General features: G+C 70.9%; 23 protein-coding genes. 14 read left to right on the forward strand and 9 right to left on the reverse strand.

Features of this window, described 5'->3' with window-relative positions; translation table 11 throughout:
- Window positions 1–91: 91 nt before the first annotated feature.
- The 3 genes from ACFSL2_RS12400 to ACFSL2_RS12410 are packed head-to-tail and all read right to left on the reverse strand — an operon-like array spanning window position 92 to window position 3967.
- Window positions 92–2338 (reverse strand): xanthine dehydrogenase family protein molybdopterin-binding subunit, encoded by a 2247-nt coding sequence (locus ACFSL2_RS12400; protein WP_377198154.1) that lies wholly within the window; start codon window positions 2336–2338, stop codon window positions 92–94.
- Complete coding sequence (locus tag ACFSL2_RS12405) at window positions 2335–3315, reverse strand: FAD binding domain-containing protein (protein ID WP_377198155.1); 981 nt, start codon at window positions 3313–3315, stop codon at window positions 2335–2337. Before ACFSL2_RS12405 ends, ACFSL2_RS12400 begins: the two co-directional genes overlap by 4 nt.
- A 4-nt stretch (window positions 3316–3319) precedes the next feature.
- Entirely contained in the window at window positions 3320–3967 is a 648-nt protein-coding gene (locus tag ACFSL2_RS12410) for a (2Fe-2S)-binding protein (protein ID WP_377198156.1), read from the reverse strand.
- A 158-nt stretch (window positions 3968–4125) separates the two neighbouring features.
- Here ACFSL2_RS12410 and ACFSL2_RS12415 point away from each other — a divergent pair, with 158 nt between their 5' ends.
- Both ACFSL2_RS12415 and ACFSL2_RS12420 read left to right on the forward strand, forming a co-directional pair.
- Complete coding sequence (locus ACFSL2_RS12415; protein ID WP_377198157.1) at window positions 4126–5286, forward strand: PQQ-dependent sugar dehydrogenase; 1161 nt, start codon at window positions 4126–4128, stop codon at window positions 5284–5286.
- Window positions 5287–5361: 75 nt separating this feature from the next.
- Window positions 5362–5985, forward strand: coding sequence for a TetR/AcrR family transcriptional regulator (locus ACFSL2_RS12420; protein WP_377198158.1), 624 nt, complete (start codon window positions 5362–5364; stop codon window positions 5983–5985).
- A 59-nt stretch (window positions 5986–6044) separates the two neighbouring features.
- Here the strand turns inward: ACFSL2_RS12420 and ACFSL2_RS12425 are convergent, their stop codons facing one another.
- From ACFSL2_RS12425 to ACFSL2_RS12435, 3 genes are read right to left on the reverse strand one after another with little or no spacing between them, the layout of a single operon-like run.
- The gene (locus tag ACFSL2_RS12425) at window positions 6045–6800 is read right to left on the reverse strand and encodes an SDR family NAD(P)-dependent oxidoreductase (protein WP_377198159.1); all 756 of its coding nucleotides are present in this window, start codon (window positions 6798–6800) and stop codon (window positions 6045–6047) included.
- Window positions 6748–7410 (reverse strand): nucleotidyltransferase family protein, encoded by a 663-nt coding sequence (locus tag ACFSL2_RS12430; protein ID WP_377198160.1) that lies wholly within the window; start codon window positions 7408–7410, stop codon window positions 6748–6750. The genes ACFSL2_RS12425 and ACFSL2_RS12430 overlap by 53 nt, the downstream gene beginning before the upstream one ends.
- Before the next feature lie 7 nt (window positions 7411–7417).
- Window positions 7418–8257, reverse strand: a complete 840-nt coding sequence (locus tag ACFSL2_RS12435; protein WP_377198161.1) for a helix-turn-helix transcriptional regulator — start codon at window positions 8255–8257, stop codon at window positions 7418–7420.
- A 214-nt stretch (window positions 8258–8471) separates the two neighbouring features.
- On the opposite strand from ACFSL2_RS12435, the gene ACFSL2_RS12440 reads away from it, so the two are divergent.
- From ACFSL2_RS12440 to ACFSL2_RS12460, 5 genes are all read left to right on the forward strand, one after another.
- Window positions 8472–9416 carry an SDR family oxidoreductase gene (locus ACFSL2_RS12440; RefSeq protein ID WP_377198162.1) on the forward strand — a complete coding sequence of 315 codons (945 nt, stop codon included), beginning with the start codon at window positions 8472–8474 and terminating at the stop codon, window positions 9414–9416.
- A gap of 52 nt (window positions 9417–9468) precedes the next feature.
- Complete coding sequence (locus tag ACFSL2_RS12445; protein WP_377198163.1) at window positions 9469–10815, forward strand: MFS transporter; 1347 nt, start codon at window positions 9469–9471, stop codon at window positions 10813–10815.
- Entirely contained in the window at window positions 10815–12326 is a 1512-nt protein-coding gene (locus ACFSL2_RS12450) for an aldehyde dehydrogenase family protein (protein ID WP_377198164.1), read from the forward strand. Before ACFSL2_RS12445 ends, ACFSL2_RS12450 begins: the two co-directional genes overlap by 1 nt.
- A 102-nt stretch (window positions 12327–12428) precedes the next feature.
- The gene (locus ACFSL2_RS12455) at window positions 12429–13370 is read left to right on the forward strand and encodes an SDR family oxidoreductase (protein WP_377198165.1); all 942 of its coding nucleotides are present in this window, start codon (window positions 12429–12431) and stop codon (window positions 13368–13370) included.
- Between the two features lie 173 nt (window positions 13371–13543).
- Window positions 13544–14626, forward strand: a complete 1083-nt coding sequence (locus tag ACFSL2_RS12460; protein WP_377198166.1) for a Kelch repeat-containing protein — start codon at window positions 13544–13546, stop codon at window positions 14624–14626.
- 42 nt (window positions 14627–14668) lie between these two features.
- Here ACFSL2_RS12460 and ACFSL2_RS12465 read toward each other — a convergent pair whose 3' ends face one another.
- Complete coding sequence (locus tag ACFSL2_RS12465; RefSeq protein ID WP_377198167.1) at window positions 14669–15370, reverse strand: TetR/AcrR family transcriptional regulator; 702 nt, start codon at window positions 15368–15370, stop codon at window positions 14669–14671.
- Window positions 15371–15429: 59 nt separating this feature from the next.
- Between ACFSL2_RS12465 and ACFSL2_RS12470 the strand changes: the two genes are divergently transcribed.
- The 3 genes from ACFSL2_RS12470 (at window position 15430) to ACFSL2_RS12480 (ending at window position 17702) form a co-directional block, all read left to right on the forward strand.
- Window positions 15430–16269, forward strand: a complete 840-nt coding sequence (locus ACFSL2_RS12470; RefSeq protein WP_377198168.1) for a helix-turn-helix transcriptional regulator — start codon at window positions 15430–15432, stop codon at window positions 16267–16269.
- 102 nt (window positions 16270–16371) lie between these two features.
- Complete coding sequence (locus ACFSL2_RS12475; protein WP_377198169.1) at window positions 16372–16830, forward strand: YybH family protein; 459 nt, start codon at window positions 16372–16374, stop codon at window positions 16828–16830.
- 44 nt (window positions 16831–16874) lie between these two features.
- Window positions 16875–17702: a helix-turn-helix transcriptional regulator gene (locus ACFSL2_RS12480; protein ID WP_377198170.1), complete on the forward strand. Its 828-nt coding sequence runs from the start codon at window positions 16875–16877 to the stop codon at window positions 17700–17702.
- Window positions 17703–17768: 66 nt separating this feature from the next.
- Here the strand turns inward: ACFSL2_RS12480 and ACFSL2_RS12485 are convergent, their stop codons facing one another.
- Together ACFSL2_RS12485 and ACFSL2_RS12490 are read right to left on the reverse strand one after the other, a co-directional pair.
- Window positions 17769–18629 (reverse strand): aldo/keto reductase, encoded by an 861-nt coding sequence (locus ACFSL2_RS12485; protein WP_377198171.1) that lies wholly within the window; start codon window positions 18627–18629, stop codon window positions 17769–17771.
- Between the two features lie 158 nt (window positions 18630–18787).
- Window positions 18788–19222, reverse strand: coding sequence for an MmyB family transcriptional regulator (locus ACFSL2_RS12490; RefSeq protein ID WP_377198172.1), 435 nt, complete (start codon window positions 19220–19222; stop codon window positions 18788–18790).
- A 568-nt stretch (window positions 19223–19790) separates the two neighbouring features.
- Here ACFSL2_RS12490 and ACFSL2_RS12495 point away from each other — a divergent pair.
- The 4 genes from ACFSL2_RS12495 (at window position 19791) to ACFSL2_RS12510 (ending at window position 23721) form a co-directional block, all read left to right on the forward strand.
- Window positions 19791–20723: a carotenoid biosynthesis protein gene (locus ACFSL2_RS12495; RefSeq protein ID WP_377198173.1), complete on the forward strand. Its 933-nt coding sequence runs from the start codon at window positions 19791–19793 to the stop codon at window positions 20721–20723.
- 170 nt (window positions 20724–20893) lie between these two features.
- A complete protein-coding gene (locus ACFSL2_RS12500) occupies window positions 20894–21517 on the forward strand; it encodes a (2Fe-2S)-binding protein (protein ID WP_377198174.1) in 624 nt (207 codons plus the stop codon).
- On the forward strand, window positions 21517–22494 hold the full coding sequence (locus tag ACFSL2_RS12505) for an FAD binding domain-containing protein (RefSeq protein ID WP_377198175.1): 978 nt from the start codon (window positions 21517–21519) through the stop codon (window positions 22492–22494). Before ACFSL2_RS12500 ends, ACFSL2_RS12505 begins: the two co-directional genes overlap by 1 nt.
- A gap of 54 nt (window positions 22495–22548) precedes the next feature.
- Window positions 22549–23721 carry an XdhC family protein gene (locus tag ACFSL2_RS12510; RefSeq protein ID WP_377198176.1) on the forward strand — a complete coding sequence of 391 codons (1173 nt, stop codon included), beginning with the start codon at window positions 22549–22551 and terminating at the stop codon, window positions 23719–23721.
- Window positions 23722–23742: the final 21 nt, after the last annotated feature.

Here is a 23742-nt window from a genome sequence, read left to right on the forward strand (position 1 = left end):
CGCTGTCGTCGGCCCGGGCGCAAGCATCGTCTTCTCGGGCGGACGCCGACCGCGGGCTGAGGTTTCCCCGGTAGGGAGCACGGGCAGGTGGTCAACGCGGTCGTGCTGCTCGCGACCGCGGGAGCAGCGCCTCGGGGGTGATGGGCAGGTCGCGGACGCGGCGTCCCGTCGCGTTGAAGACGGCGTTGGCGATCGCGGGCGCCACGCCGACCTGCACGACCTCACCGAGCCCCTTGACGCCGATCGGGGCGGCCTCGTTGTCGACGCCGTCCACGTAGATCGCGCGGATGTCGGTGACGTCGGCGTTGGTCGGTACGAGGTAGTCCGCGAGGTTGGCGTTCATGATCCGGCCGTCCACCGAGTCCGTGACCGTATGCTCCAGCAGCGCCTGGCCGAGCCCGCCGATCATGCCGCCGAGGGCCTGGCTGTCGGCGAGCTTCGGGTTGACGATGCGTCCGGCGTCGAAGACGCCGAGCATCCGCCGCACCCGCACGATCCCGAGCCGGGCGTCCACGGCGACCTCGGCGAAGATGGCGCTGTAGGCGTACATCGAGTACCGCATCTCCCCGGGCGGCTCGTAGCCGCCGATGGCCTCGAGATGGGTTCGGCCGTTGCGCGCCAGGAGCTGCTGGTAGGTCTCCCCACGACGCGGGTCCTCCCGGATGTGCAGCCATCCGCGACGCACGACGACGCCGTCCACGGGTACACCGTGCAAGGGTGACCGCGCGTCGCTTACCGCCAGGGCGATCGCCTTGCGCCGCAACCTGTCGCAGGTCGCCTGGACGGCGGATCCCACGCTCGCCATGGTCCAGGCGAGCGCGTGCACGGGGGCCGGGGGCATCGTGGAGTCACCGAGCTGGAACTCCACGCCCCACATGGGCAGTCCGAGCGCGTCCGCTGCCACCTGGGCCATCGACGTCGTCGTGCCCGGGCCCATGTCGCTGCTCGCCGAACGGACGACCGCGGTCCCGTCCGCGTCGAGCCGGGCGTGCGCCTGCGCGGGGGCGCTCTCGGCCGGGTATGCCCCGGCCGCCATACCCATACCGATTAGCCAGTCGCCCTCGCGCACCGCCCGCGGCCGGGGGCTGCGCCGATGCCAGCCGAACTCGCGCATGCCGGTCGCGTAGCACTCGTGGAGCCGTCGTGTGGAGAACGGCTGACCGGTTGCGGGGTCGTCGGCGGGCTCGTTGCGGATCCGCAGCTCGATCGGGTCGATGCCGAGCTCGTGCGCCAGCTCGTCCAGCGAGGTCTCCAGGGCGGTCGCCGTGGTGGACCATCCTGGGCCACGCATCCACGTTGGCGTGTTGACGTCCAGGGGTACGAGCCGGACCTCCTGCCGGAAGTTCGGCGTGTCGTAGAGCATCCTGCCCAGTGCGAGGTCGTCCGAGTGGCGCTCATAGCGGGACGTCTCGCCCCGCACGTCGTGGACGACGGCGGTCAGCCGGCCGTCCCGCTCGCTGCCCAGGCGTACGCCGTACTCGTAGGCCGGGCGGAACCCGACGCCGAAGTAGACCTGCCTCCTGCTCAGGACGAGCTTGACCGGACGTCCGACCTCCCGGGCCGCGAGCGCCGCCGCCACGGAGTGGACCCAGGTGCGCCCGGAGTTGCCGAACGCTCCCCCGACGAAGCGCGAGTAGCACCGTACGGCGGCCTGAGGAATCCCGAAGACAGCTGCGAGCTCGTTCCTCGGGTCGGCGACCCACTGGGTCTTCTCCCAGACCGTGAGGCGGTTGCCGTCCCAGCGCGCCACGATCGCGTGCGGTTCCATCGCGTTGTGGTGGTTGCGCGCCATTCGGTAGGTCATCTCGAGTCGCACCGGAGCGGAGGAGAGCGCGGTGGCGGCGTCGCCGCGTTCGTAGACGTCGGGCTCATGGGCGGGTGCCGTCGCGAGGTCGAGCCGCGGGGGCTGGGCGTCGTAGGCGACCTCGACGAGGCGCGCGGCGTGCCGCGCCGCCTCCGGTGTCGTGGCGACGGCGACGGCTACCGGTTGCCCGAAGAACCGGACCTGGTCGTCCTGGAACGCGCGCAGCCGCTCGCCGGGCGGGTGGATCGAGTCCGGGAACGTGTTGTCCCGGTAGGGCAGTCGCGGTGCGTTGCCGTGGTGGATCACGGCGAGGACGTCGGGGACGGCCAGGGCGGCGCGGGCGTCGATACCGGTGATCGTTCCCCGGCCGACGGTGGCGTCCACGAGCACCGCGTGCGCGGTGCCCTCGAGCCCGTCCGCCCGACCGTGGTCCGCGGCGAACCGGGCCTGGCCGGTCACCTTGAGGCGTCCGTCGACGCGGGACCGCGGCGAACCGACCGCGGTCTGGGGCTGCTGAGCAGGCTGCGGGGTCATGCGCGGCCTCCTACGATGCGGAGCTGACGTTCGACGGTGCGGCGCAACAGCTCCGTCTTGAAGTCGTTGTGGGCCAAGGGTCTCGCCCCGTCAGCCGCTCGTTCGGCGGCCTGTGTCCAGAGTTCGGACGACGGGCGTCTGCCGACGAGGTGCTGCTCGACGGCCGGGAGCCTCCAGGGGACGGTGCCCACCCCGCCGGCGGCGACCTTGGCGGTGTGGATCACGCCGCCCCTGATGTGCAGCACGACGGCCGCGGACGTGAGCGCAAACTCGTAGCTCTCCCGGTCGCGCACCTTCAGGTACCCGGACCGCAGCGGCCGCGGGAACGGCGGGATCTCAAGGGCGACGATCAGTTCACCGGGCCGGAGGTCCTGCTCCCGGTCGGGTGTGTCGCCGGGCGGCAGCAGGAAGTCGCCGATCGGCGTCGCCCGCCGGCCCTCCGGACCGATCAGGTGCACGATGGCCTCGAGCGCCGTCAGGACCACAGCCAGGTCGGACGGGTGCGTGGCGACGCAGTGCACGGAGGTCCCGAGGATGGCATGGGTGCGGTTGTAGCCCTCCAGGGCCGAGCAGCCGGAGCCGGGCTCGCGCCGGTTGCAGGGCGCCGAGATGTCGCGGAAGTACGCGCATCGCGGGCGCTGCATGATGTTGCCGCCGATGGTGGCCATGTTGCGCAACTGCGCCGAGGCACTCAGCTCCAGCGCCTGCGCGACAGCGGGGTAGGTCAGGCGCACCACGGGGTGCGCGGCGACGTCCGCCATCCGGGCGAGCGCACCGAGACGGAGGCCGCCTCGTGGCGTGGCGCTGACATCGGACAGGGGAAGGCCTGCGATGTCGACGAGGGCGCGCGGGCGCTCGACCGTCTCGCGCATGAGGTCGACGAGCGTGGTGCCACCGGCGATGTACCGGCCTCCGCGCCCGCCGGCCTCGATCGCGTCGTGGACGGAGGTTGCCCTGGTGTAGGTGAAGGGGAACATGGCGTTACCGCCCGCCTGTCGCGGCCTGCTCGACCGCACGGACAATCTTGACGTAGCAGCCGCACCGGCAGATGTTGCCGCTCATCCACTCCCGGATCTCCGCCGGGGATCCAGTGTGCCCCTCGCGGAGGCAAGCCACGCCGGACATGATCTGGCCGGGCGTGCAGAACCCGCACTGGAGGGCGTCCTGCTCGATGAACGCTCGCTGCAGCGGGTGCAGGTCACCCTCGGGCGCGAGGCCCTCGATGGTCGTGACCTGCGCGCCGTCGAGCCTGGCCGCCAAGGTGAGGCAGGCGTTGACGCGGCGGCCGTCCACATGGACCGTGCAGGCCCCGCAGGCACCGGCGTCGCAGCCCTTCTTGGTTCCGGTCAGGTCGAGCCGCTCACGCAGCAGGTCGAGCAGGGAGGTCCGGTTGTCGACGACCAGGGACTGACGCCGGCCGTTGAGAAGGAAGGAGACCCGGCTCGTCGCGCCACCCTCCGGCTCACCCACCTCGTCCTCGGTGGCGGCGACCGGACGGGAGCCGGCCCCCCCGGCGGCGACGGCGGCGCCCGTCGCGGTACCCGTAGCGGCGATGAAGGTGCGTCTGCTCAGGTGGGAGGTGGGTCCTTCCCCTGGCTGGAGCGCGGGCCCCGGTGCATCGGTAGACATGTCGACCTCACTCGATCTTGTCGTGGCGGGTGGTAAACTCAACCGTACCGTTTACTTATGGGTGCCACAAGGTCCAGGCCACGAGGTCCAGGAGGGGAGCACACGTCACCCCGGTAGACGGTTCGGTCCCATCCACCGTCGTACTCGGAGCGCCGCCCATGTTCACCACCCGGTCCACCACCGCCGTACTCGCCGCCACGTTGTCGCTCGCCGCTGCCCTGACATCGTGCGCCGGCTCTCCGCCGCCTGGGACCACACGCTCCGGCGCCGATGCCACGGCGCCGTCCGGTGCGGCAGCACCCACGCACGCCGCGCCCGGCGACCTCGCGTCGCCAGGACGGGTCACCGAGATCGTCACCGGTCTGGACACCCCGTGGGGCCTCACGTTCCTCCCGGACGGGTCGGCTCTCGTGTCCTCCAGGGACACCTTCGAGATCCGCCGGGTCGATCCCGGGAGCGGCAACCACCGCTCGGTGGGACGGGTCGACGGCGCGGTCGCGGCCCCCGACAGCGGTCTGCTCGGTCTCGCGGCGTCCCCGGACGTCGCCCGGGACCGCACCGTCTACGCCTTCGTCTCCACCGCCTCGGACAACCGTGTCGTCGCACTTGAGTTCGACCCCGAGTTCGAGACGTTCACCCAGGTCAGGGTGGTGCTCGACGGGATCCGCGTGGGCACCGACCAGCACCAGGGCGGCCGGCTCGCCTTCGACAGGGCCGGGGCGCTGTGGATCACCACGGGCGACGCGAACGAACCGGCGCTCGCCCCCGACCCGGGCAGCCTGAACGGAAAGGTCCTGCGGATCAACCCCGACGGGACCATCCCGTCGGACAACCCCGTCGACGGCCCCGTCTACAGCACCGGACACCGCAACGTCCAGGGCATCGCTTTCGGACCGGACGGGACCGTGTACTCCTCGGAGTTCGGCGACCAGGAGCAGGACGAGGTCAACGTGATCATGCCGGGAAACGACTACGGCTGGCCGAACAGCGAAGGCTCCCTCGGCTCGACGGGGACGCGGCCCCTCTTCACGTTCGCCACCGACGAGGCCTCCCCTTCCGGTATCGCCTATACCGCCGGATCGCTCTGGATGGCGGGACTCCGGGGCCAGCGGCTGTGGCAGCTGCCCGTTGACGGCGGCGAGGCGGTCGGCGACCCGATCCCCCACCTCGAAGGAGAGTACGGGCGCCTGCGGACCGTCCAGGTCGCCCCGGACGGGGCGCTCTGGGTCACCACCTCGGAGACCGACGGCGCGTCCTGGGGCGGGGCCAGCCCCGAGGAGGGCGACGACCGCATCCTGCATGTCGAGCTCGAGGAGTGAACGGCCGCCGTTCACGGAACGATCCGCCGAGTAAACTCCGCCGTACCGAATCTCGATCATGACGGAGGCAGGCCGGTGGCACGCCGCGGGGAAGAGCTCAAGCAGCACATCCTGTGGTCCGCCAAGGACGTGTTCCTTGAGCTGGGCTTCGAGCGCACCTCCATGGACGTGGTCGCCGCGCGCGCCTCCACGTCCAAGAGGTCCCTGTACACGCGCTTCCCGAGCAAGGACGCGCTGTTCCGCGCGGTGTTCGAGCTGGCTCGCACGATGTACCTCAACCGCCTCAAGACTCCTGACACGTACAGCGAGGACTCCACCGAGGCCGTAGCGGTCTACTGTGCGCGTTTTCTCCAGCTCCTCCTCCGCGAGCCGGCGCTGCGCACCTGCCGGATGGGGATCGCGGAGGCCGAACGCCTCCCCGACGCGTCGAGCCAGTACTACGACGCCATCTTCCGCACCTCCCAGGACCGCCTCGCGACGTTCGTCACCGAGCGGTTCAAGATCCAGGAGCCCGCCTCCGGCGAGCTCGCGACCAACCTGCTCGGCCGCTCGCTCCACCCTCGTTTCTTCCAGGCCTTGTTCGGCGTCGAGAAGCCGCTCCCGGAGGGCTCCGACGAGGACTCCCTCTACACCGACGTCGACGTGGACCGCATTCGCGGTTTCGTCACGATCCTCCTCCCGGCCTCGTCGGAAGCCTGAGGTCACCGCACGCAGGGGCGCGTTCCGGGCTGGTGGGTCGACCTGCGGTCAGGTGCCGGTCACCACGGCAGGTCCACACCGTCCCAGAGCGTGAACGTTCCGGTGGGGCCGTCCGGGCCGAGGCGGGCGACGCGCACCACCTCGCGGCACGCGTCCTCGACCGACTCCGTGCCCTCGAAGTTGACCAGGGCGGTGTTCGCGAACCCCGGTGAGACGAGGTTGACCTTGATGTCGGTCGCCTCCAGCTCGATCATCATGGACAGCGTGACGGCGTTGAGCGCGGTCTTCGACGCGGAGTAGACCGGCTCGAACGTCTTGTGGAACGGGAACGCCGGATCGGCCATGGTCGTCAACGAGCCCTGCGCGCTCGTGACGTTCACGATGCGCGCGTCCGACGACCGGCGCAGCAGCGGCAGCATCGCCTGGTACACCGCCACGACGCCGAGGACGTTCACCTCCCACACGGTCCGTACCTCGTCGAGCGAGACGACACTGGGCTGTGCCAGTGCGCGCAGCTCACCCATGTCGCGGATGTCGGTGCGAGTGTTGGAGATCGCGGCATTGTTGACCAGCAGGTCGAGCCTGCCCACCTCCGCGCCGATGCGTTCGGCGGCCCCGGTGATGGAGGACGCGTCCGTCACGTCCAGTTGGAGCGCGATGGCGCCGTCGCCGATCTCGGCGGCCGCCCGCTCACCACGTGCGAGGTCGCGGGACCCGACGAACACGGTGAGACCGTCGGCGACCAGTTCCTTCGCGACCTGCTTACCCATTCCCTGGTTGGCTCCGGTGACGAGTGCGATGCGGTTCGTGGGCATGATGCCCCTCCTTGATTGTCTGTTGTGGGCTGTGGCGGCCGTCCGGCTGGTCGACGTCGTCCCCGCCGCCCAGGTCCGTGCAGTCGACGGCGAGGGCACCGTGCGTACGCAGGTAGGGCCCCGCGCCGGTGTCCTGGCGCACCGCGGCGCCCAGGGGCTGCCAGTGCGCGCGGCCCACCAGCACGGGATGCCCGGGCGTGCCGTCGTAGGTGGCGCGGGCGAGGGCGTGGGCGCCCTGCTGCGGTACGGAGTCCAGGACCCGGCGTGCGGCATCGGGCCGCAGATCGGGAAGGTCCACGAGGGAGACGACGGCGACCTCCGCTCCGGTCCGGGCGGCGGCCGCGAGGCCGGTGCGCAGCGACGCCGCGATACCGCTGCGCCACCCCGGGGCGACCACCCGCCGGGCGTCGGCGGGGACCAGTTCCGCGGCCTCGTCCGCCCGAGCACCGAGCACGACGACGACCTCTCCGCAGCCGCCGCCGACGAGCGCCTGGCAGGCCAGCTCGAGCCACGAGGTTCCGGCGTCGGTTCTGGCCAGCGCCTTGGGCATGCCGTAACGGGTGCCGGCGCCGGCCGCGAGCACCAGCCCGACCGCCCTCGTGCCGCTCATCGACGGCTCAGCGCAGTGCCTGCGCGCCGATGACGGACAGGACCTGCAGCTTCTCGTAGCTCTCGGTGCCGGGCACCGCGGTGTAGACCATCAGCGAGTGGGCCTGGCCCGGGTCGACCAGCCGCTGGCAGTTGAGCTCCAGCGCACCGACCTCCGGGTGGACGAAGTGCTTGACCTCGTGCGGGTGGATCCCGATCTCGTGGTCGTCCCACACCCGCCGGAACTCCTCGCTGCTGTCCAGCAACAGACCCGCCAGGTACGCGGCCCGGGACTCCGGGCCCCGGAGGGTGACCAGCCCGCGCAGCCCTGCCGCGTACATCCTGGTCAGGAACGCGTGCTCCTCCGGAGCGTAGAGGTTCCGTACGGCCGGGTCGGTGAACCACCGGTAGCCCATGCTTCGAGCAGGTCCCGTGAACCGGGTCGTGTCGCCGGTGAGCGCGACACCCATCGGCGTCTGCCGCAGCGTCTCGCCGAGCTCGGTGACGATCTCGGCGGGCGTGTCCTCCAGCCGGTCCAGGATGCGCAGCAGCCCGGGGCTGATGTGCTCGCTGGACGTTCCGCGCGGTGGCGGGTTGTGGCCCGCGAGGCGGAACAGGTGGTCGCGCTCGTCGATCGACAGGTGCAACCCCTGCGCGATCGACGCGAGCATCTGCTGCGACGGCTGGGGCCCGCGCTCGCGCTCCAGGCGGGAGTAGTAGTCGGCCGACATGTTGCACAGGGTCGCGACCTCCTCACGCCGCAGCCCGCTGGTCCTGCGGCGTTGCCCGCGGGGCATGCCGACGTCTTCCGGCTGCAGTGCCTCCCGCCGGTTGCGCAGAAACCCGGCCAGCCCCGTGCGGTCGATCATGACGCTCCCCCTTTCCTTCAGTACTGCCTCGTTTTTATCCCGTGCGGGTCGAACTAGCCACGACCTGTCGATCCCCCCTTGCGGACCGCGTGCCTGACCCGGCGAGCCTGTGATCGGGAGGTCCTGGATAGGTCTCCGGCGTCCGCCAAGGATCGGTGCCATGGCCGAGCACCCGGCCCCGGCCGAACCCCTGACGCACACAAGGAGCAGCACGATGCCACGTACACCGATCGACATCCCCCTCCCCGACCTGTCCGGAAAGCGCGCGCTGGTCACCGGCGCCAGCGACGGCATGGGACTCGGCATCGCCGGACGCCTGGCCGCTGCGGGCGCCGAGGTCCTCATGCCCGTACGCAACCCGGCCAAGGGTGACGCCGCACTCAAGAGGATCAACCGGGCCGCACCCGGTGCGAAGGTCTCGCTGCGCAGCCTCGACCTGGCCTCGCTGGCGTCGGTGGAGGCTCTCGGCGACACCCTGCGAGAGGAAGGGCGCCCGATCCACCTCGTGATCAACAACGCCGGCGTCATGCGCCCGCCGCAGCGGCTGACCACGGTCGACGGGTTCGAGATGCAGCTCGGCACCAACCACCTGGGCCACTTCGCCCTGGTCGCCCACCTGCTGCCGCTGCTGCGCGCCGGTAAGGCCCGCGTGACCTCTCAGCTCAGCATCGCGTCGTCCCGCGGCTCCATCAACTGGGCCGACCTGAACTGGGAGCGCAGCTACTCCGGGATGCGTGCGTACATCCAGTCGAAGATCGCGTTCGGGCTGTTCGGGCTGGAGCTGGATCGACGCAGCAAGGCTCACGGGTGGGGCATCACCAGCAACGTCGCCCATCCCGGCATCGCCCCCACCAGCCTCATGGCCGCCCGTCCGGAGATCGGCCGCAGCCAGGACACACCCAACATCCGGCTGACCCGGAGGCTCTCGGCCCGCGGCATCCTCGTGGGCACCGCGGAGACCGCGGGGCTACCGGCCCTCATGGCTGCGACCGACCCGGCCGCCAAGCCCGCCGCCCTCTACGGCCCCAGCGGCCCGGGCACCCTGGGCGGTGCGCCGGCGGAGCAGCAGATGCACCGGCCCCTGCGCAGCCTCACGGAGGCCGCACGCGTCTGGCAGGTGTCCGAGGAGCTGACCAAGACCTCCTTCCCGAGCGCATGACCACTCAGCCGACGACCGCATGCCCCACGAGCCGAGCCGCAGGAGAGACCCCATGAGTTCCGTCACCCAGCCCGACCCCCGACGCCGAAGCCCCTGGTGGGTGGTCATCGGTGCCGGTACGGCGAACGCCGTCGGCCCCCAGATGTACATGGCCACGACCGGTCTCTTCGTCCTGCCGATCGTCGAGGACACCGGGTTCAGCCGCACGACGGTCACCGGCGCGTACTCGGTCGCCGCGGTCGGGATGGTCATCGGGCTGATCATCGCCAGCCGGCTCGTGGACCGGTACGCCGCGCGCTACATCCTCGTCCCCGCTTTCGTGCTGTTCGCCGCCTCGATGGCCACGATCGGCCTGGTGCCGCCCGTCGAGGCCATCTACTTCATCCCGTGCTTCTTCGTCGGGTTCTTCGGGGGCGGGACGGCGGTCCCCGCCACCCGCGCCGTCGTGAGCTGGTTCGACAACAACCGCGCGCTCGCCGTCGGCATCGTCACGGGCATCATCGGCCTCGGCGCCGCCCTCGGCCCCTTGCTGGCCGGCGAGCTCATCGAGAGGGTCGGCTGGCGGCAGACCTACGGCTACCTGGCGCTGATCGCCGTCCTCGTGTCCGTCACGATGATCAGCCTGTTCGTGCGGGGCCGCGCCGAGCGGCACGTGCGCGGGCGCCTCGTCCAGGAGACCCACGTCGGGGACCGCGACGTCAGCCTGGAGCTCCCTGGCCTGACCTTCGGCGAGGCGCTGCGCACCCGCCAGTTCTGGGGCATCGCGCTCGGCCTGGGCATGGTCGGCGTCGTGATCATCGGGCTCCAGGTCCACCTCGTGCCGATGATGACCGACCGCGGTCTGAGCAACGACCAGGCGGGCCAGCTACTCGTCGTCTTCGGCCTGGCTTCCCTCGTGGGCCGTGTCGTCGGCGGCGTCATCATCGACCGCGTGCACGGCGCGATCGTCGGCCCCATCGTCATGCTCGCCCCCATCGCGGGCATGTTCTTCCTCGAACCGCCCTTCTCCACCGCCGCTCTCGCGGTCGCCTTCATCGGCGTCGCCTTCGGTATCGAGGGTGACCTGCTCGCCCTCCTCATCACCCGCTATCTCGGCATGCGCAGCTTCGGCCAGATCATCGGACCGGTCCAGGCCATGTTCATCCTCGGCAGCGCAGTCGGTCCGCTGCTCCTCGGGCTGGGCTACGACCAGCTGGGCTCCTACGACCCGGTGATCCCGGTCCTGATGGGCGTCCTCGTGGTCGGCGCCGCCCTCATCGCGACGCTCGGTCGCTACGTCTATCCGGCCGTCGAGGGCTTCGACCGGCTCGCCGCCCGGGACGAGCTCGCCGCCGCCGAGGTGCTGAGCGACATCGCAGAGGGCGACGACACCCGCGCCCCGTCCGTAGCGAGAACCTGATGCACGGGAACGAACACGGCACGAGCCCCGACCACCAGGACACGCTCCACAAGAAGACGGTCCACAGGGACGCGTTCTACGTGAACGGGCGCTGGGCGCCGTCGCACGGTACGCGACAGGTGGTGGTGACCAACCCGGCCACCGAGGAGCACCTCGGGTACGTGACGCTGGGTGACGTCACCGACGTCGAGGCGGCGGTCGACGCCGCCCGTCGGGCGGCACCTGGCTGGGCTCGGACCCCCGTGCCCGAACGCGCGGCGCTGCTGCGTGCCGTCGCCGCCGAGCTGACCGTTCGGCATGACGAGATCGCCCGGCTGGAGACCGCGGAGATCGGCTCTCCGATCGGTCTGTCCCGCCGGGCGCACGCCGGCAGCCCGATCTACTTCTTCGGCTCGGCCGCCCACCTGATCGAGCAGGCCGAGCCGGACCGGACCATCCCGGGTGCGACGGTCCTGCGCGAGCCGTACGGGGTGGTCGGCGCGATCACCCCGTGGAACTACCCGCTGCACCAGAGCGCGGCCAAGATCGCGCCCGCGCTGGCCGCCGGGAACACCGTCGTCCACAAACCCAGCGAGGTCACTCCGCTGGGCGCCTACGCACTGGCCGAGGCGATCGACGCGGTGGGTCTGCCGCCCGGGGTGTTCAACATGGTCATGGGCGACGGGGCGACCGTCGGCGCGCGCATCGCCGGTCATCCGGACGTGGACCTGGTGTCGTTCACCGGCTCCACCCGCGCCGGCATCCAGGTCGCGACGGCGGCCGCGGCCAGAGCCAAGAAGGTCTCCCTCGAGCTGGGCGGAAAGGGGCCCGCCGTCATCCTGCCGGGCGCCGCTCTGGAGGCGGCGGTGCCGCAGGCGCTGCGCTCAGGCTTCCTGAACTCGGGCCAGACCTGCATGGCCCTGACCCGGATCCTGGTGGACCGTGCCCGCCTGACCGAGGCCGAGGCGATCGTCCGTGAGACGGTGGCTGGGTTCGTCGTGGGCGATCCGTTCGCCGGAGACACCCAGTACGGGCCGCTCGTGTCGAGGGCCCAGCAGGAGAGCGTGCAGGCCTACGTCCGCAGAGGACAGCAGGAGGGCCTGCGGCTCCTGACCGGCGGCCCGGATCGCCCGCCCGCTCCGGGTCGTGGCTACTACCTGCCGCTGACGGTCTTCTCCGACGTCCCGCACCACTCGGCCCTCGTGACCGAGGAGATCTTCGGCCCCGTGCTGGTGATCCAGGCGTACGAGTCGGTCCAGGACGCCGTCGACCTGGCGAACCGGACGCCCTACGGGCTGTGCGCCGGGGTGTGGGGCGCCACCCGCTCCGAAGCCGTGGAGGTGGCCGGGCAGATCCAGGCCGGCCAGGTCTTCATCAACGGTGCCGGGTTCAACCCTGAGGTCCCGTTCGGCGGGTACAAGCGATCCGGGGTGGGCCGGGAGTACGGGCGTTATGGCCTGGAGGAGTTCCAGCAGATCAAGGGACTGGTGTTCGACGACGGCGGCGCGAGGCGGGCCCCGGCCGGCGGCTGACGGCCACAAAGGGGGATCGACAGGCCCTGAATAACCGGCCGGAGACACCCGACAGTTGGAAACAACAAAGCAAGAACACTGTCACCATCAAGGAGCACGGAAATGGCACGCACACCGATCGACATCACCGTCCCCGGGCTCTCCGGCAAGCGCGCCGTGGTCACCGGGGCCAGCGACGGCATGGGCCTCGTCATAGCCCGGCGTCTTGCCGCTGCCGGGGCCGAGGTCGTCATCCCCGTCCGGAACCCGACCAAGGGTGAGGCCGCCGTCGCGAAGATCAAGCGGGACGTCCCGAACGCCAACATCTCGCTGCGCAGCCTCGAGCTGTCGTCCCTCGCCTCCGTCGCCGCCCTCGGCGACACCCTGCGCGCCGAGGGCGCGCCGATCCATCTCCTGATCAACAACGCGGGCGTCATGACCCCGCCCGACCACCAGACGACCGCCGACGGGTTCGAGCTCCAGTTCGGCACCAACCACCTGGGCCACTTCGCTCTCGTCGCGCACCTGATGCCGCTCCTGCGCGCCGGCGGCGCGCGGGTGACCTCACAGGTCAGCGTCGCCGCCCGCAGTGGCGCCATCAACTGGGACGACCTGAACTGGGAGCGCGGCTACGACGGGATGCGCGCCTACGGCCAGTCCAAGATCGCCTTCGGGCTCTTCGGCCTGGAGCTGGAGCGGCGCAGCAAGGCCAACGGGTGGGGCATCACCAGCAACCTCTCCCACCCCGGCGTCGCGCCGACCAACCTGCTCGCCGCCCGCCCCGAGCTGGGCCGCGCGCAGGAGACCGCCGGGCGAAGGATGATCGGCTGGCTCTCCGCCCGCGGCATCCTGGCCGGAACGGTCGAGAGCGCGGCGCTGCCCGCGCTCATGGCGGCCACCGACCCGCAGGCCGAGCCGGGCGCCCTGTACAGCCCCCGCGGGTTCGGCAATACCAGCGGAGCGCCGGCCGAGCAGCGGATGTACCCGCCGCTGCGCAGCGCTGACGAGGCCGCACGCGTCTGGGACGTCTCGGAGCAGCTCACCCGGACGGCCATCGCGGCCTGACGTCCCACGCGATGGCCGCCAGTAGCTGACGCTTCCGGTGGCCATGCGGTTCACGTGCTGCACCGGCCCACCTGACTTCTCCACAACCCCGTCCCCTCGTCTTTCACATTAACGCTACGTTGCGTATTACAAATAGACCGTCGGTTCCCCAGACCCTGGAGATGGTCGTGAACATGTCGAAGAAGCCAGTACTCCGAGTATTTTCCGCAGCCGCCGTGGCCCTCGGCCTCGCCCTGGCCGTTCCGGCCACGGCGGCACAGGCCCACCCCGGTCATCCGCCCGTGACCGGGACACCGACCGATCCCGACGAGGCGCAGTACGGCCGCGGCTGGGAGAAGCTCGCGCCGATCGCAGGCGGTCCGCGGCAGGAGCACGGCGTGGCGGCGCTGAACGGGAAGGTCTACGTGGTGGGCGGCATCCGCCCGGACGGGTCAGGAGAGCTGACCACCGTCGCGGACGTCGAGGTGTACGACCCGGCCCGTGACACGTGGGAGCACGCCGCCCCGCTGCCGGTGGCGATGAACCACCCCAACCTGGCCGTCGTCGGCGGACGGCTCCATGTGCTCGGCGGCCTGTCCGGCGGGGCGTCGTGGGAAGCACTCGGCGACAGCTTCGTCTACAGCCCCGGCACCGACAGCTGGCGCGAGCTGCCCCCGATGCCGGAAGGGACGGAGCGGGGCAGCAGCGCGATCGGTGTCCGCGGCACCACCGTGTACCTGGCCGGCGGCATGCGCACCCTGACCCCGGGCCCAGGCGGCCTCCAGGACACGGTGGACCTCGTGCAGTCGTACGACGCCGTCACCGGCCGGTGGCGCGCGCTGCCCTCCCTGCCGCAGGCTCGTGATCACGTCGGGGGCGCCGTGGTCGGGAACACGCTCTACGTCGTCGGCGGGCGCGACCGCGGCCAGGTGAACGTCCGCGACAGCGTGTACGCGCTCAACCTGTCCACCCACCGCTGGTCCGCCCGAGCCCCGATGCCGACCGCCCGTGGCGGCATCGCCACCGCCGTGGTGGGCGACACGATCTACGCGTTCGGCGGCGAGGGGAACACCGACGGCTCCACGTCGATCTTCGACCAGGTCGAGGCCTACGACACCAGCCGCAACAGGTGGTCTGCGCTGGCTCCCATGCCGGTCCCCCGGCACGGAACCGCCGCGACCAGCATCGGCGGCACCATCTACATCCCGGGCGGCGGCGACCACGGCGGCGGCTCTCCGATGGACGTGAACGACGCGTTCCGGCCCCGGCTGCACTGACTCGGCCGGCCTTGGAGGGTGCTGCCGGACGCCGCAACCCTCTCAGGCGCGCAGGCCGCGGACCGCGTAGTCCGTGAGGTTCACGACGAACTCGTCGCTCAACGGCTGATGATCCGTCATCAGCCGGAAGTACACCGCACCGTAGACGAGATCGATCGCTGTCTCGATCTCCAGGTCCTGCCGCAGCTGGCCGGACTCCTGCGCCTTGCGGAAGACCGCCCGGCCGGTCGCGCGCCGGGACTCCAGCCAGCGGGCACGGAACGCCTCAGCCAGGTCTCGATCCGCCTGCGCCTCGGCCAGGATCGCCCGCACCACACGGCCGGCCGGGGTGTCGCGAAAAGCCCGCACCAACGCCAGGACCTGACCCTGGAGCGCCGTCGCGAAGTCGTCGGTGTCGGGGTACGGGACCTGCGGCTCCACCGCCGAGAGGAACGCGTCCAGCGCCACAGCTCCCCGCGACGGCCACCACCGGTAGATGGTCGTCTTGCCCACGCCCGCCCGGGCGGCGAGCCCCTCGATGGTGAACCCGGCCAGACCCTTCTCGGTCAGCTGTTCCATCGCCGCGTCGAGGATCGCAGCGGTCGTCGCGGCGTCCCTGGTCCGACCGCGCCCGCGCTGGACCGGCGCTTCCGCCTGCCCGTGCTCCGCGTGACCGTCCATCACCGGCATCCTATGCACCCCCGACGCCGCCTCGGCGTCGGCACTGCCGATCCCCCGCGCCGGGTGGTCTAACTTCCCCGTCACGGCAACCATGGTGAGGCGGGCTGCAACCACGTCCGACGAAGCAGGGAGAGAGGGAGCACATGGCAATCGACCGGGCCGGGCTCGCCGAGTTCCTCCGACGGCGCCGCGAGTCGCTGCAGCCAGAGGACGTCGGCGTCCCCCGCGGACAGCGCCGACGGACCAGCGGACTGCGACGAGAAGAGGTCGCCGCCCTGTGCCACATGTCCGCCGACTACTACGCGCGCCTCGAACGCGCCCGCGGACCACAGCCGTCCCCGCAGATGATCACCTCGATCGCACAAGGGCTACGTCTCTCCCCCGACGAGCGCGACCACCTGCTCCACCTCTCCGGGCACAACCCACCCGCACGCGCAGCAGCCGGCGAACAGATCAGCCCTGGTCTGCTCCGCATCCTCGACTGCCTGGACCACACCCCAGCGGAGATCGTCACCGAGCTCGGAGAAACTCTCCGGCAAAGCCCGCTGGGAACCGCGCTCACCGGCGACCGCACCCGGTACACCGGACCCGCCCGCAGCATCGGCTACCGGTGGTTCACCGCCCCAGCCACCCGACGGCTCTATCACCCCGACGACCACCCGCTCCTCACCCGGAGATTCGCTGCCAGCCTGCGCCAGGTCGTCGCACTCCGCGGGTCCGGCTCCCGAGCGGCGCGGCTCGCGGACGCCCTCCTCGCACGCAGTGAAGAGTTCCGGACGGCGTGGAACGCACACGACGTGGGCGCACCCCAGATCGCCGTCAAACGCTTCGTGCATCCAGAGGTCGGCGCCCTGGAACTGACCTGCCAGTCCCTGCTCGACCCGGACCAGTCCCACCGCCTGCTCGTCTTCGCCGCCGCCCCCAGCTCGGAGAGCCACGAGAAGCTGCGGCAGCTCTCCGCCCTCGCGACGCCTGCAGCATGACCTCGACCCGCAGGGGGTACAGGTCATACCGGCATAGGCACGGGATGGTTGCCGCAGCACGGCCCCCGCAGGCTGGCGGCGACAGAAAGAAGGGATGCGCAGATGACAGACACCACCACGACCGCTACTACCGCCGAGGCAGACGTGCGGGATGCGGTGCGCCGCTGGAAGACGAGCTTCGAGGCCAAGGACGTCGACGCGATGATGACGTTCTACGCGCCAGACGGGTTCACCGCGTTCGACCTGATGCCGCCGCTCGAGTTCAGCGGCGGGCCGATGTGGCGGGAGAACTGGGCGAGCTTCTTCACCGCGTTCGACGGGCCCATCCAGCTCGACCTGTCCGGCCTGGAGATCCACACCGGCGGCGACCTCGCGTTCATGCGGGCGTTCGTCCGGCTGCGCGGCGTCATGTACGGAGACGACTTGGACACCTGGGTTCGCCAGACGAACTGCTTCCGGCTCGTCGACGGAGAATGGCTGATGATCCATGACCACGTGTCATGGCCCACCGACTTCGCGACGGGTCAGTCGCTCATGGCTCTCGTGCCGGACGCTGGGTAGCCGGCTTGTCGCGGGATCGGGCGGCCACGAAGATGGACGGTGCCATGCCCGATCCCGCGACCAATCAGCTCGGGGCCTTCCTGCGTTCCCGGCGCGAGCAGCTGCGCCCGGTCAACGACACCGGGCGACGCCGCACCGCCGGACTGCGTCGCGCGGAGGTTGCCGCACGCGCCAGCATCAGCGTCGAGTGGTACACCCGGATCGAGCAGGGTCGCGGAGGGCGCCCCTCTCGCCAGGTCCTCGACGCGATCGGCACGGCGCTGGAGCTGCGCGAGGACGAACGCGAGCACGCCTTCGTCCTTGCGTTCGGCACCCCCGCTACCGCGGACCCGTTCGGCGGTGGGTCACAGCTCGAGCGGACGCAGCGCGTGCTCGACAACCTCATGCCGTGGCCGGCGTATCTGAAGTCCCCGACCTGGGACATTCTCGCGTGGAACCCAGCAAGCCGGCGGTTCCTCACCGACTACCCCAGCATCCCGGCATCCGACCGCAACGTCCTGCGCATCCTGTTCACCGACCGGACCACGCGGGAGCGCATCGAGGACTGGCACGAGGAGGCGAAGCTCACCGTCGCCACCTTCCGTCTGGAGCAAGCCCGATGGAACGTCTCCTCGGCCTCCGTCGACGACCTGGTGCGCACGCTCCGGGACGAGTCTCCTGAGTTCGCCGCCATCTGGGACCTGAACGAGGTGGGCCATCTCGGTCAGGGCATCAAGCGCCTTCGGGTCGGTCCCTCCGAAGAGGAGTCCGTGTCCCTGCACTACGAGTCGATGTCCGTCGACGCGCTCCCCGGAGCGGGGCTCGTCGTCTACGCCCCCGTTGGACCGCGCGACGAGCACCTCCTCGACCGCGCCATACGGGAAGACCCCTGAGGAAGAACAGACCAGCCTGAACGTCACCGCCTTCGGCGCCACAGGCGGGCCCGGCCGACCGACCACTCACCGCTGCCGCTTGTCGTAGTCCGTCCGCATGGACTGGAAGATGACCCGCTCGACGAGCTCCGGCAGGTTGTGAAACCGCTTGTTCCTGTCCATGGCGGCGATGCGGTCCATCTCCTGCGTCGTCAGGGCGAAGTCGAACAGCTCGCTGTTGGACCGGATGTGGGCCGGGTCGGTGGACCCGGGGATGACGACCGTGCCGTCCTGGAGGTGCCAGCGCAGGATCACCTGCACCGGCGACTTGCCGTACTTCTGCCCCAGCTCCGCGAAGAGCGGCTCCGCGAGCAGCTCCCGGTCACCCCGGCCGAGCGGGAACCAGCCCGTCACGACTGTGCCGAGCCGCTCGAGGAACTCCTTCTGCTCGCGCTGCTGGAAGTAGGGGTGGCGTTCGATCTGCGCAACGGCGGGCAGCACCGTGGCTCTGCTGACCAGGTCGGTCAAGCGCCGGTGGTTGAAGTTGCTGATACCGATCGAGCGCACCTTGCCCGCCGCGACGGCTTCCTCCATCGCCGTCCATGCCCCGTTGTAGTCGCCGTACTGCTGGTGCACCAGAAGGAGGTCCACGTAGTCGGCGCCCAGCCGCTCGAGGGTGCGGTCGATCGCGACCGCCATCCTCCGGTACGTGGAGTCGGTCGACCAGACTTTCGTGGCCAGGTAGATCTCCTCTCGGGGCAGGCCGCTGTCGCGGACCGCCCGGCCGACGGCCACCTCGTTCAGGTACGTGTTGGCGGTGTCGACCGAGCGGTAGCCCGCCTCGAACGCATGGGCCAGCGCCGGCCCGACGTCGGCGGACCGCACCTGGTTGACGCCGATGCCGAGCTTCGGGATCTGGTTGCCGTCGTTCAGCCTGAAAGTCTCCACGCGGGACCCCTCTTCAGATGCGTGTGATGGGCGGCTCCCGGTGCGGGTACGCCGTCGGCGGCTGCTCCGGGGTACTCTTTTCTATCGGCCGCACACCGAGATAGCCACGGCCTGCCGATCCCCCGCTACACCGGGGAAACACCCGGCGTGCCGGGCGATCAGGCCTCGTCGCGGGGCGTGTAGAGCATGACCCAGTGGTCCCGCTCCGGGTCGTGCAGGAGCTCGATGTCGAAGCCGACCCGGCCGTAGGTGGGGTGGTGCAGCTGCTTGGTCGCTGACCGCGACGTGATGACCTCGCCGCGATCCCAGTAGTCGCGGAACGTCGCGCTGTTCGCGGCGAGCTCCGCGCGCAGGCCGCGGAGGTAGCCGTCCTCGGGATATCGGCCCAGCGCGGTACGCAGCTCAGCGGCCGCGACGCGCAGGAACTGCTCGGCAGCGTGACCGAGCAGGTCCGTGAGGGCGGGGGTCGCGAAGGCCTGGTAGGCGAGGTTGCGGGCGAAGGGGCCGGTCCTGTCAACAGGCGGCAGCAGCTCGGCCGCGAGCTTGTTCCGGGCCAGGATGTCGAGCCGGCCGTCGTGCACGGTGACCGGCATGGTGTCGTCCTAGCCCCGGAGCATCCGCAGCAGCCCGGGCCGGACGACTGACTCGGGGGCGGGAAGCTCGGGCGGAGACTCGCCGCCCAACCGGAACAAGTGGGCACGCTCCGGGTCGGCACCGGCGACATGGTCGTCGCGCGCACCGGCGCGCCCTATCGCACCACCTACCTGACCCGGTTCGACGTCGCCGACGGCAAGATCGTGCGCATGGCCGAGTACGGCAACGTCATGATGTACGCCCGCCTGGGTGTCCGCCCCAACCGTGCCGAGTTCCGGTCCCTGCTGCGCGTCGTCGGGCGCATGCTGTCCCCGAGGCTGTCGGCTCGATCCGGCCGGCAAGGACGAGCACCACCTACGCCCGCAACACGGCGAAGATCCCGTCCATCTGGGGTGACCGGGTTCGAGTCGTCATCGGTGAGATGTCCGACACCGCGGCCCAGGTCGACGACGACACGTACCTACGCCGCGCCCCTGCCGTCAGCAGCGGAAAGGGCGGATCGACAGGTCCTGCATAACGGCGCCGCGTTCCTTCACCGTGTGGAGGGTCCCCTCGCGGAAGGAAATCATGTCCGACACATTCAACCCCGCCATCACGGTCCCGACGCACGACCCGGCTCGGCGGTCCGAGACCCCGGTCCGACGCGTCCTCGGCTGGATCGTGGTGGCCGGGGCCGCGGCCACCGCCGTGATCGTGCCCCTGACCGGAGCACCCGCGGCAGCACAGACCATCTCGCTGCTCGGCGTCGCACTGGCCCTCGTGCAGGGCACGCGGCGCTACGGCTGGGGCACGCTGATCGCCTTCTTCGTGATCAGCTACGTCGTCAGCAGCATCTGGGAAAACCTGAGCGTCATGACGGGCTTCCCGTTCGGGAACTACCACTACACCCTCACGCCACAGCTGTTCTACGTGCCGGTGTTCATCGGCTTCGCCTACTTCGGTATCGGCTTCGTCAGCTGGATGACCGCCAACACGATCCTCGACCGTGCGGACGAACAGCTGGACCTGCGTACGCGTGCCGGCCGGATCAACGCCTTCGCCCTCCCGCTGCTCGCGGGCGCCGTCATGACGATGTTCGACGTCGGCATCGACCCGATCTCCTCGACCGTCCGCAACGCCTGGGTCTGGGAGGAGGGCGGCGGTGTCTTCGGCGTGCCCTTCACGAACTATCTGGGCTGGTGGTTCGTCACGTGGAGCTTCTTCCAGCTCTTCGCGCTGGTCCTGGCCGTTCGCCAGACACGGCGGGCCACGGGGCAGGCCGTGGGTCTGCCCCCGATCTCGCACCTGCAGCCCGTGCTGCTGTATCTGATGTTCGGCGTCAGCTCGATCACTGCCTTCCTCGGATTCACCGACGCCGAGACCGTCGTCGACATGACCGGCATGACGTGGAGCACGCCGGCGATCTTCGAGACGCTCATGGTCGTCAACCTCTTCAGCATCGTCCCGGTCTCGCTCTTCGCGATCACCAAGATCGCCCGCGGCGACCTGCGCCGTGGCTGACGCCCGCCTGAGAACCAGGTAGCCGCGCGACCTCAACCTCGGATCAACAGGTCCTGGTTGACACCCGCCGGTGGGCCCACGCTGGGACAGCACCGATCCCGAGGACCCCCGGGGGCGGCCGCGGCGCCGCTCTTCCCTGCCCGAACGTGCGAACAGCCAGGAGAGACTCGATGAACCAAGAACACAGTGCGGGACACGGCCGTTCGGGTGTGTCCCGGCGGAACTTCCTGGGCGGCAGCCTGGTCGCCGCCGCCGTCGCCCCCATCCTGACCGGACAGGCCGAGGCCGCGGCGGCCGCGGCGGCCCCCACCATGGACGGTGTGACCCCGGTGACGGTGCGGGCCGCCGTCAACGGCACCCCGGTCTCGCTCCAGGTGGACCCGCGGGCCACCCTGCTGGACACGCTCCGTGAGCCACTGGACCTCAAGGGCACCAAGAAGGGCTGCGACCGCGGCCAGTGCGGCGCCTGCACCGTGCACGTCGACGGGCGCCGCGTGCTGTCCTGCCTGACGCTGGCGGCCACCACGACCGGCCACGAGGTCACCACGATCGAGGGCCTCGCCGACGGCGACCGGCTGCACCCGATGCAGCAGGCGTTCGTCGAGCACGACGGCCTGCAGTGCGGCTTCTGCACCCCGGGCCAGATCATGTCCGCGGTAGCCCTGGTCAACGACGAGGGCGGCGCGGACTCGGACGACGAGATCCGCGAGCGCATGTCGGGGAACATCTGCCGGTGCAGCGCCTACCCCCGCATCGTCGACGCGATCGCGGACGCGCAGCAGGTGATGCGCTGATGCGGCCCTACACCTACGCCCAGGCCCGCTCCGTGCGCGAGGCCCTGCGGGGCGCCGGACCGGAGACGGCGTTCCTGGCCGGCGGCACCACCCTGGTCGACCTCATGAAGCTCGAGGTGATGACCCCCGAGCGCGTCGTGGACATCAACCGGCTCCCGCTGGACGGCATCACCCTGGACCGCGAGGGCCTGCACATCGGCGCGGTCGAGCGGATGAGCGACGTCGCCGCCCATCCCGTCGTATGCGAGCACTACCCGGTCGTCGCGCAGGCGCTGGAGCTCAGCGCCTCGGGGCAGCTGCGCAATATGGCCAGCATCGGCGGCAACCTGCTGCAGCGCTCGCGCTGCGGGTACTTCCGCGATGTCACCACACCGTGCAACAAGCGCGAGCCCGGCAGCGGCTGCTCCGCGCTGGAGGGCATCAACCGCGGCCACGCGGTCCTGGGCACGAGCGACTCCTGCATCGCGACCCACGCCAGCGACCTGGCCGTGGCCCTGGTCGCCCTGGAGACGGTGGTGCACGTGGCCTCCGCCCGCGGCACCCGCGACGTGCCGCTGGAGACCTTCTACACCCTGCCCGGCGACACGCCCGAGATCGAGAACGTGCTGCGCCCGAACGAGCTCATCACGGGTATCACCGTGCCCCGCTCCCCCGTCGCCGCGCACTCCCGCTACGTGAAGGTCCGCGACCGGCAGTCCTACGAGTTCGCGCTCACCTCGGCCGCTGTCGCCCTGCAGCTGCGCGGTGGCACCATCGTCGCGGCCCGGATCGCCGCGGGCGGCGTCGGTACGCGTCCTTGGCGGCTGCCCGCGGTCGAACGGACCCTGGTCGGACGGCGTGCCACTTCCGCCACGTTCGAGGCTGCCGTCACTCGTGCCGCGGACGGCGCCCGGACCCGGGAGCACAACGCGTTCAAGCCCGCCCTGCTGCGCCGCACCCTGGTCCGCGCCCTGACCGAGCTGCAGGAGAGCCGATGAGCGACCGGTCTGACGGCGAGAGAGCGGCCGGCGAAGCGAGAGCGGCCGACGACCATGCTTGAGCTTGCGGACCAGCTGCTCGAACGCGCCCGTGCCGGGACCCCGTTCGTGGCCGCCACCGTCACGGGAGTGCACGGCAGCGCTCCCCGGCAGCCGGGCTCGTCGCTCGTCGTCGACGCCGACGGGGCGGTGCTGGGCAACGTGTCCGGCGGCTGCGTCGACTCCGCCGTGCACGAGGCCTGCCAGCAGATGCTGGCCGGGGACCCCGAGCCCCAGTCCCTGCGGTTCGGGTACACGGACGCCGACGCGATCGGCGTTGGCCTGACCTGCGGCGGCACGATCGAGCTGCTGCTGCGCCACCACGACCCGGCCGTCGAGCCGGAGCTCGAACCGGCTCTCGTCGACGCAACGGAGGGTGAGGCGGTGGCCGTGGCCACGATCGTGCGCGGCCCGAGCACCCACCTGGGCCGGACGATCGTCGTGCGGCCCGGCCTGCCGGGTACAGGGACCCTCGGGGACTCGCTGCTGGACCGGGTGGCCGGGGCGCACGCGGCGGACCTCCTGCACGCCGGGCGGACCGGCACCGTCGAGATCGGGGTGGCCGACAGCTACTGCACGGAGCCCATGACCCTGCTGGTGGAGTGCAACGTCCCGGCCCCGCGGATGCTCGTCTTCGGCGCCATCGACCACGCTGCCGCGCTGGCAAGCGTCGGCGCGTTCCTCGGCTACCGGGTCACCGTATGCGACGCCCGGTCCACGTTCGCCACCCCGGAGCGGTTCCCGGACGCCGAAGTGGTCGTCGACTGGCCGCACCGCTACCTCCAGGCCCAGGCCGACGCCGGGCTACTCGATGGCCGCGCCGTCGTCTGCGTGCTCACCCACGACCCCAAGTTCGACCTGCCGCTCCTGACCGCCGCCCTCCGCATGCCCGTCGCGTACGTCGGGGCCATGGGGTCACGCCGCACCCACCAGGATCGGTTGACCCGGCTCCGCGAGGCGGGCCTGGGCGACCACGAGCTGGGGCGGCTGCGCTCACCGATCGGGCTCGACCTCGGGGCCCGCACCCCGCAGGAGACGGCCCTGTCGATCGCCGCGGAGATCGTCGGCGACCGGCACGGCGGCACCGGTGTGCCGTTGAGCACCGGGGTACCCATCCACCGCGGTGTCGTCCACCAGCGCGTCCACCAGAACGTCCCGGCACCGCGCCCACTCACGCACAGCAACTAACTCACTTCCAGCAGCTAGAGG

The sequence above is a fragment of the Promicromonospora aerolata genome, from assembly GCF_042682255.1.
GTDB classification, from domain to species: Bacteria; Actinomycetota; Actinomycetes; order Actinomycetales; family Cellulomonadaceae; genus Promicromonospora; species Promicromonospora aerolata.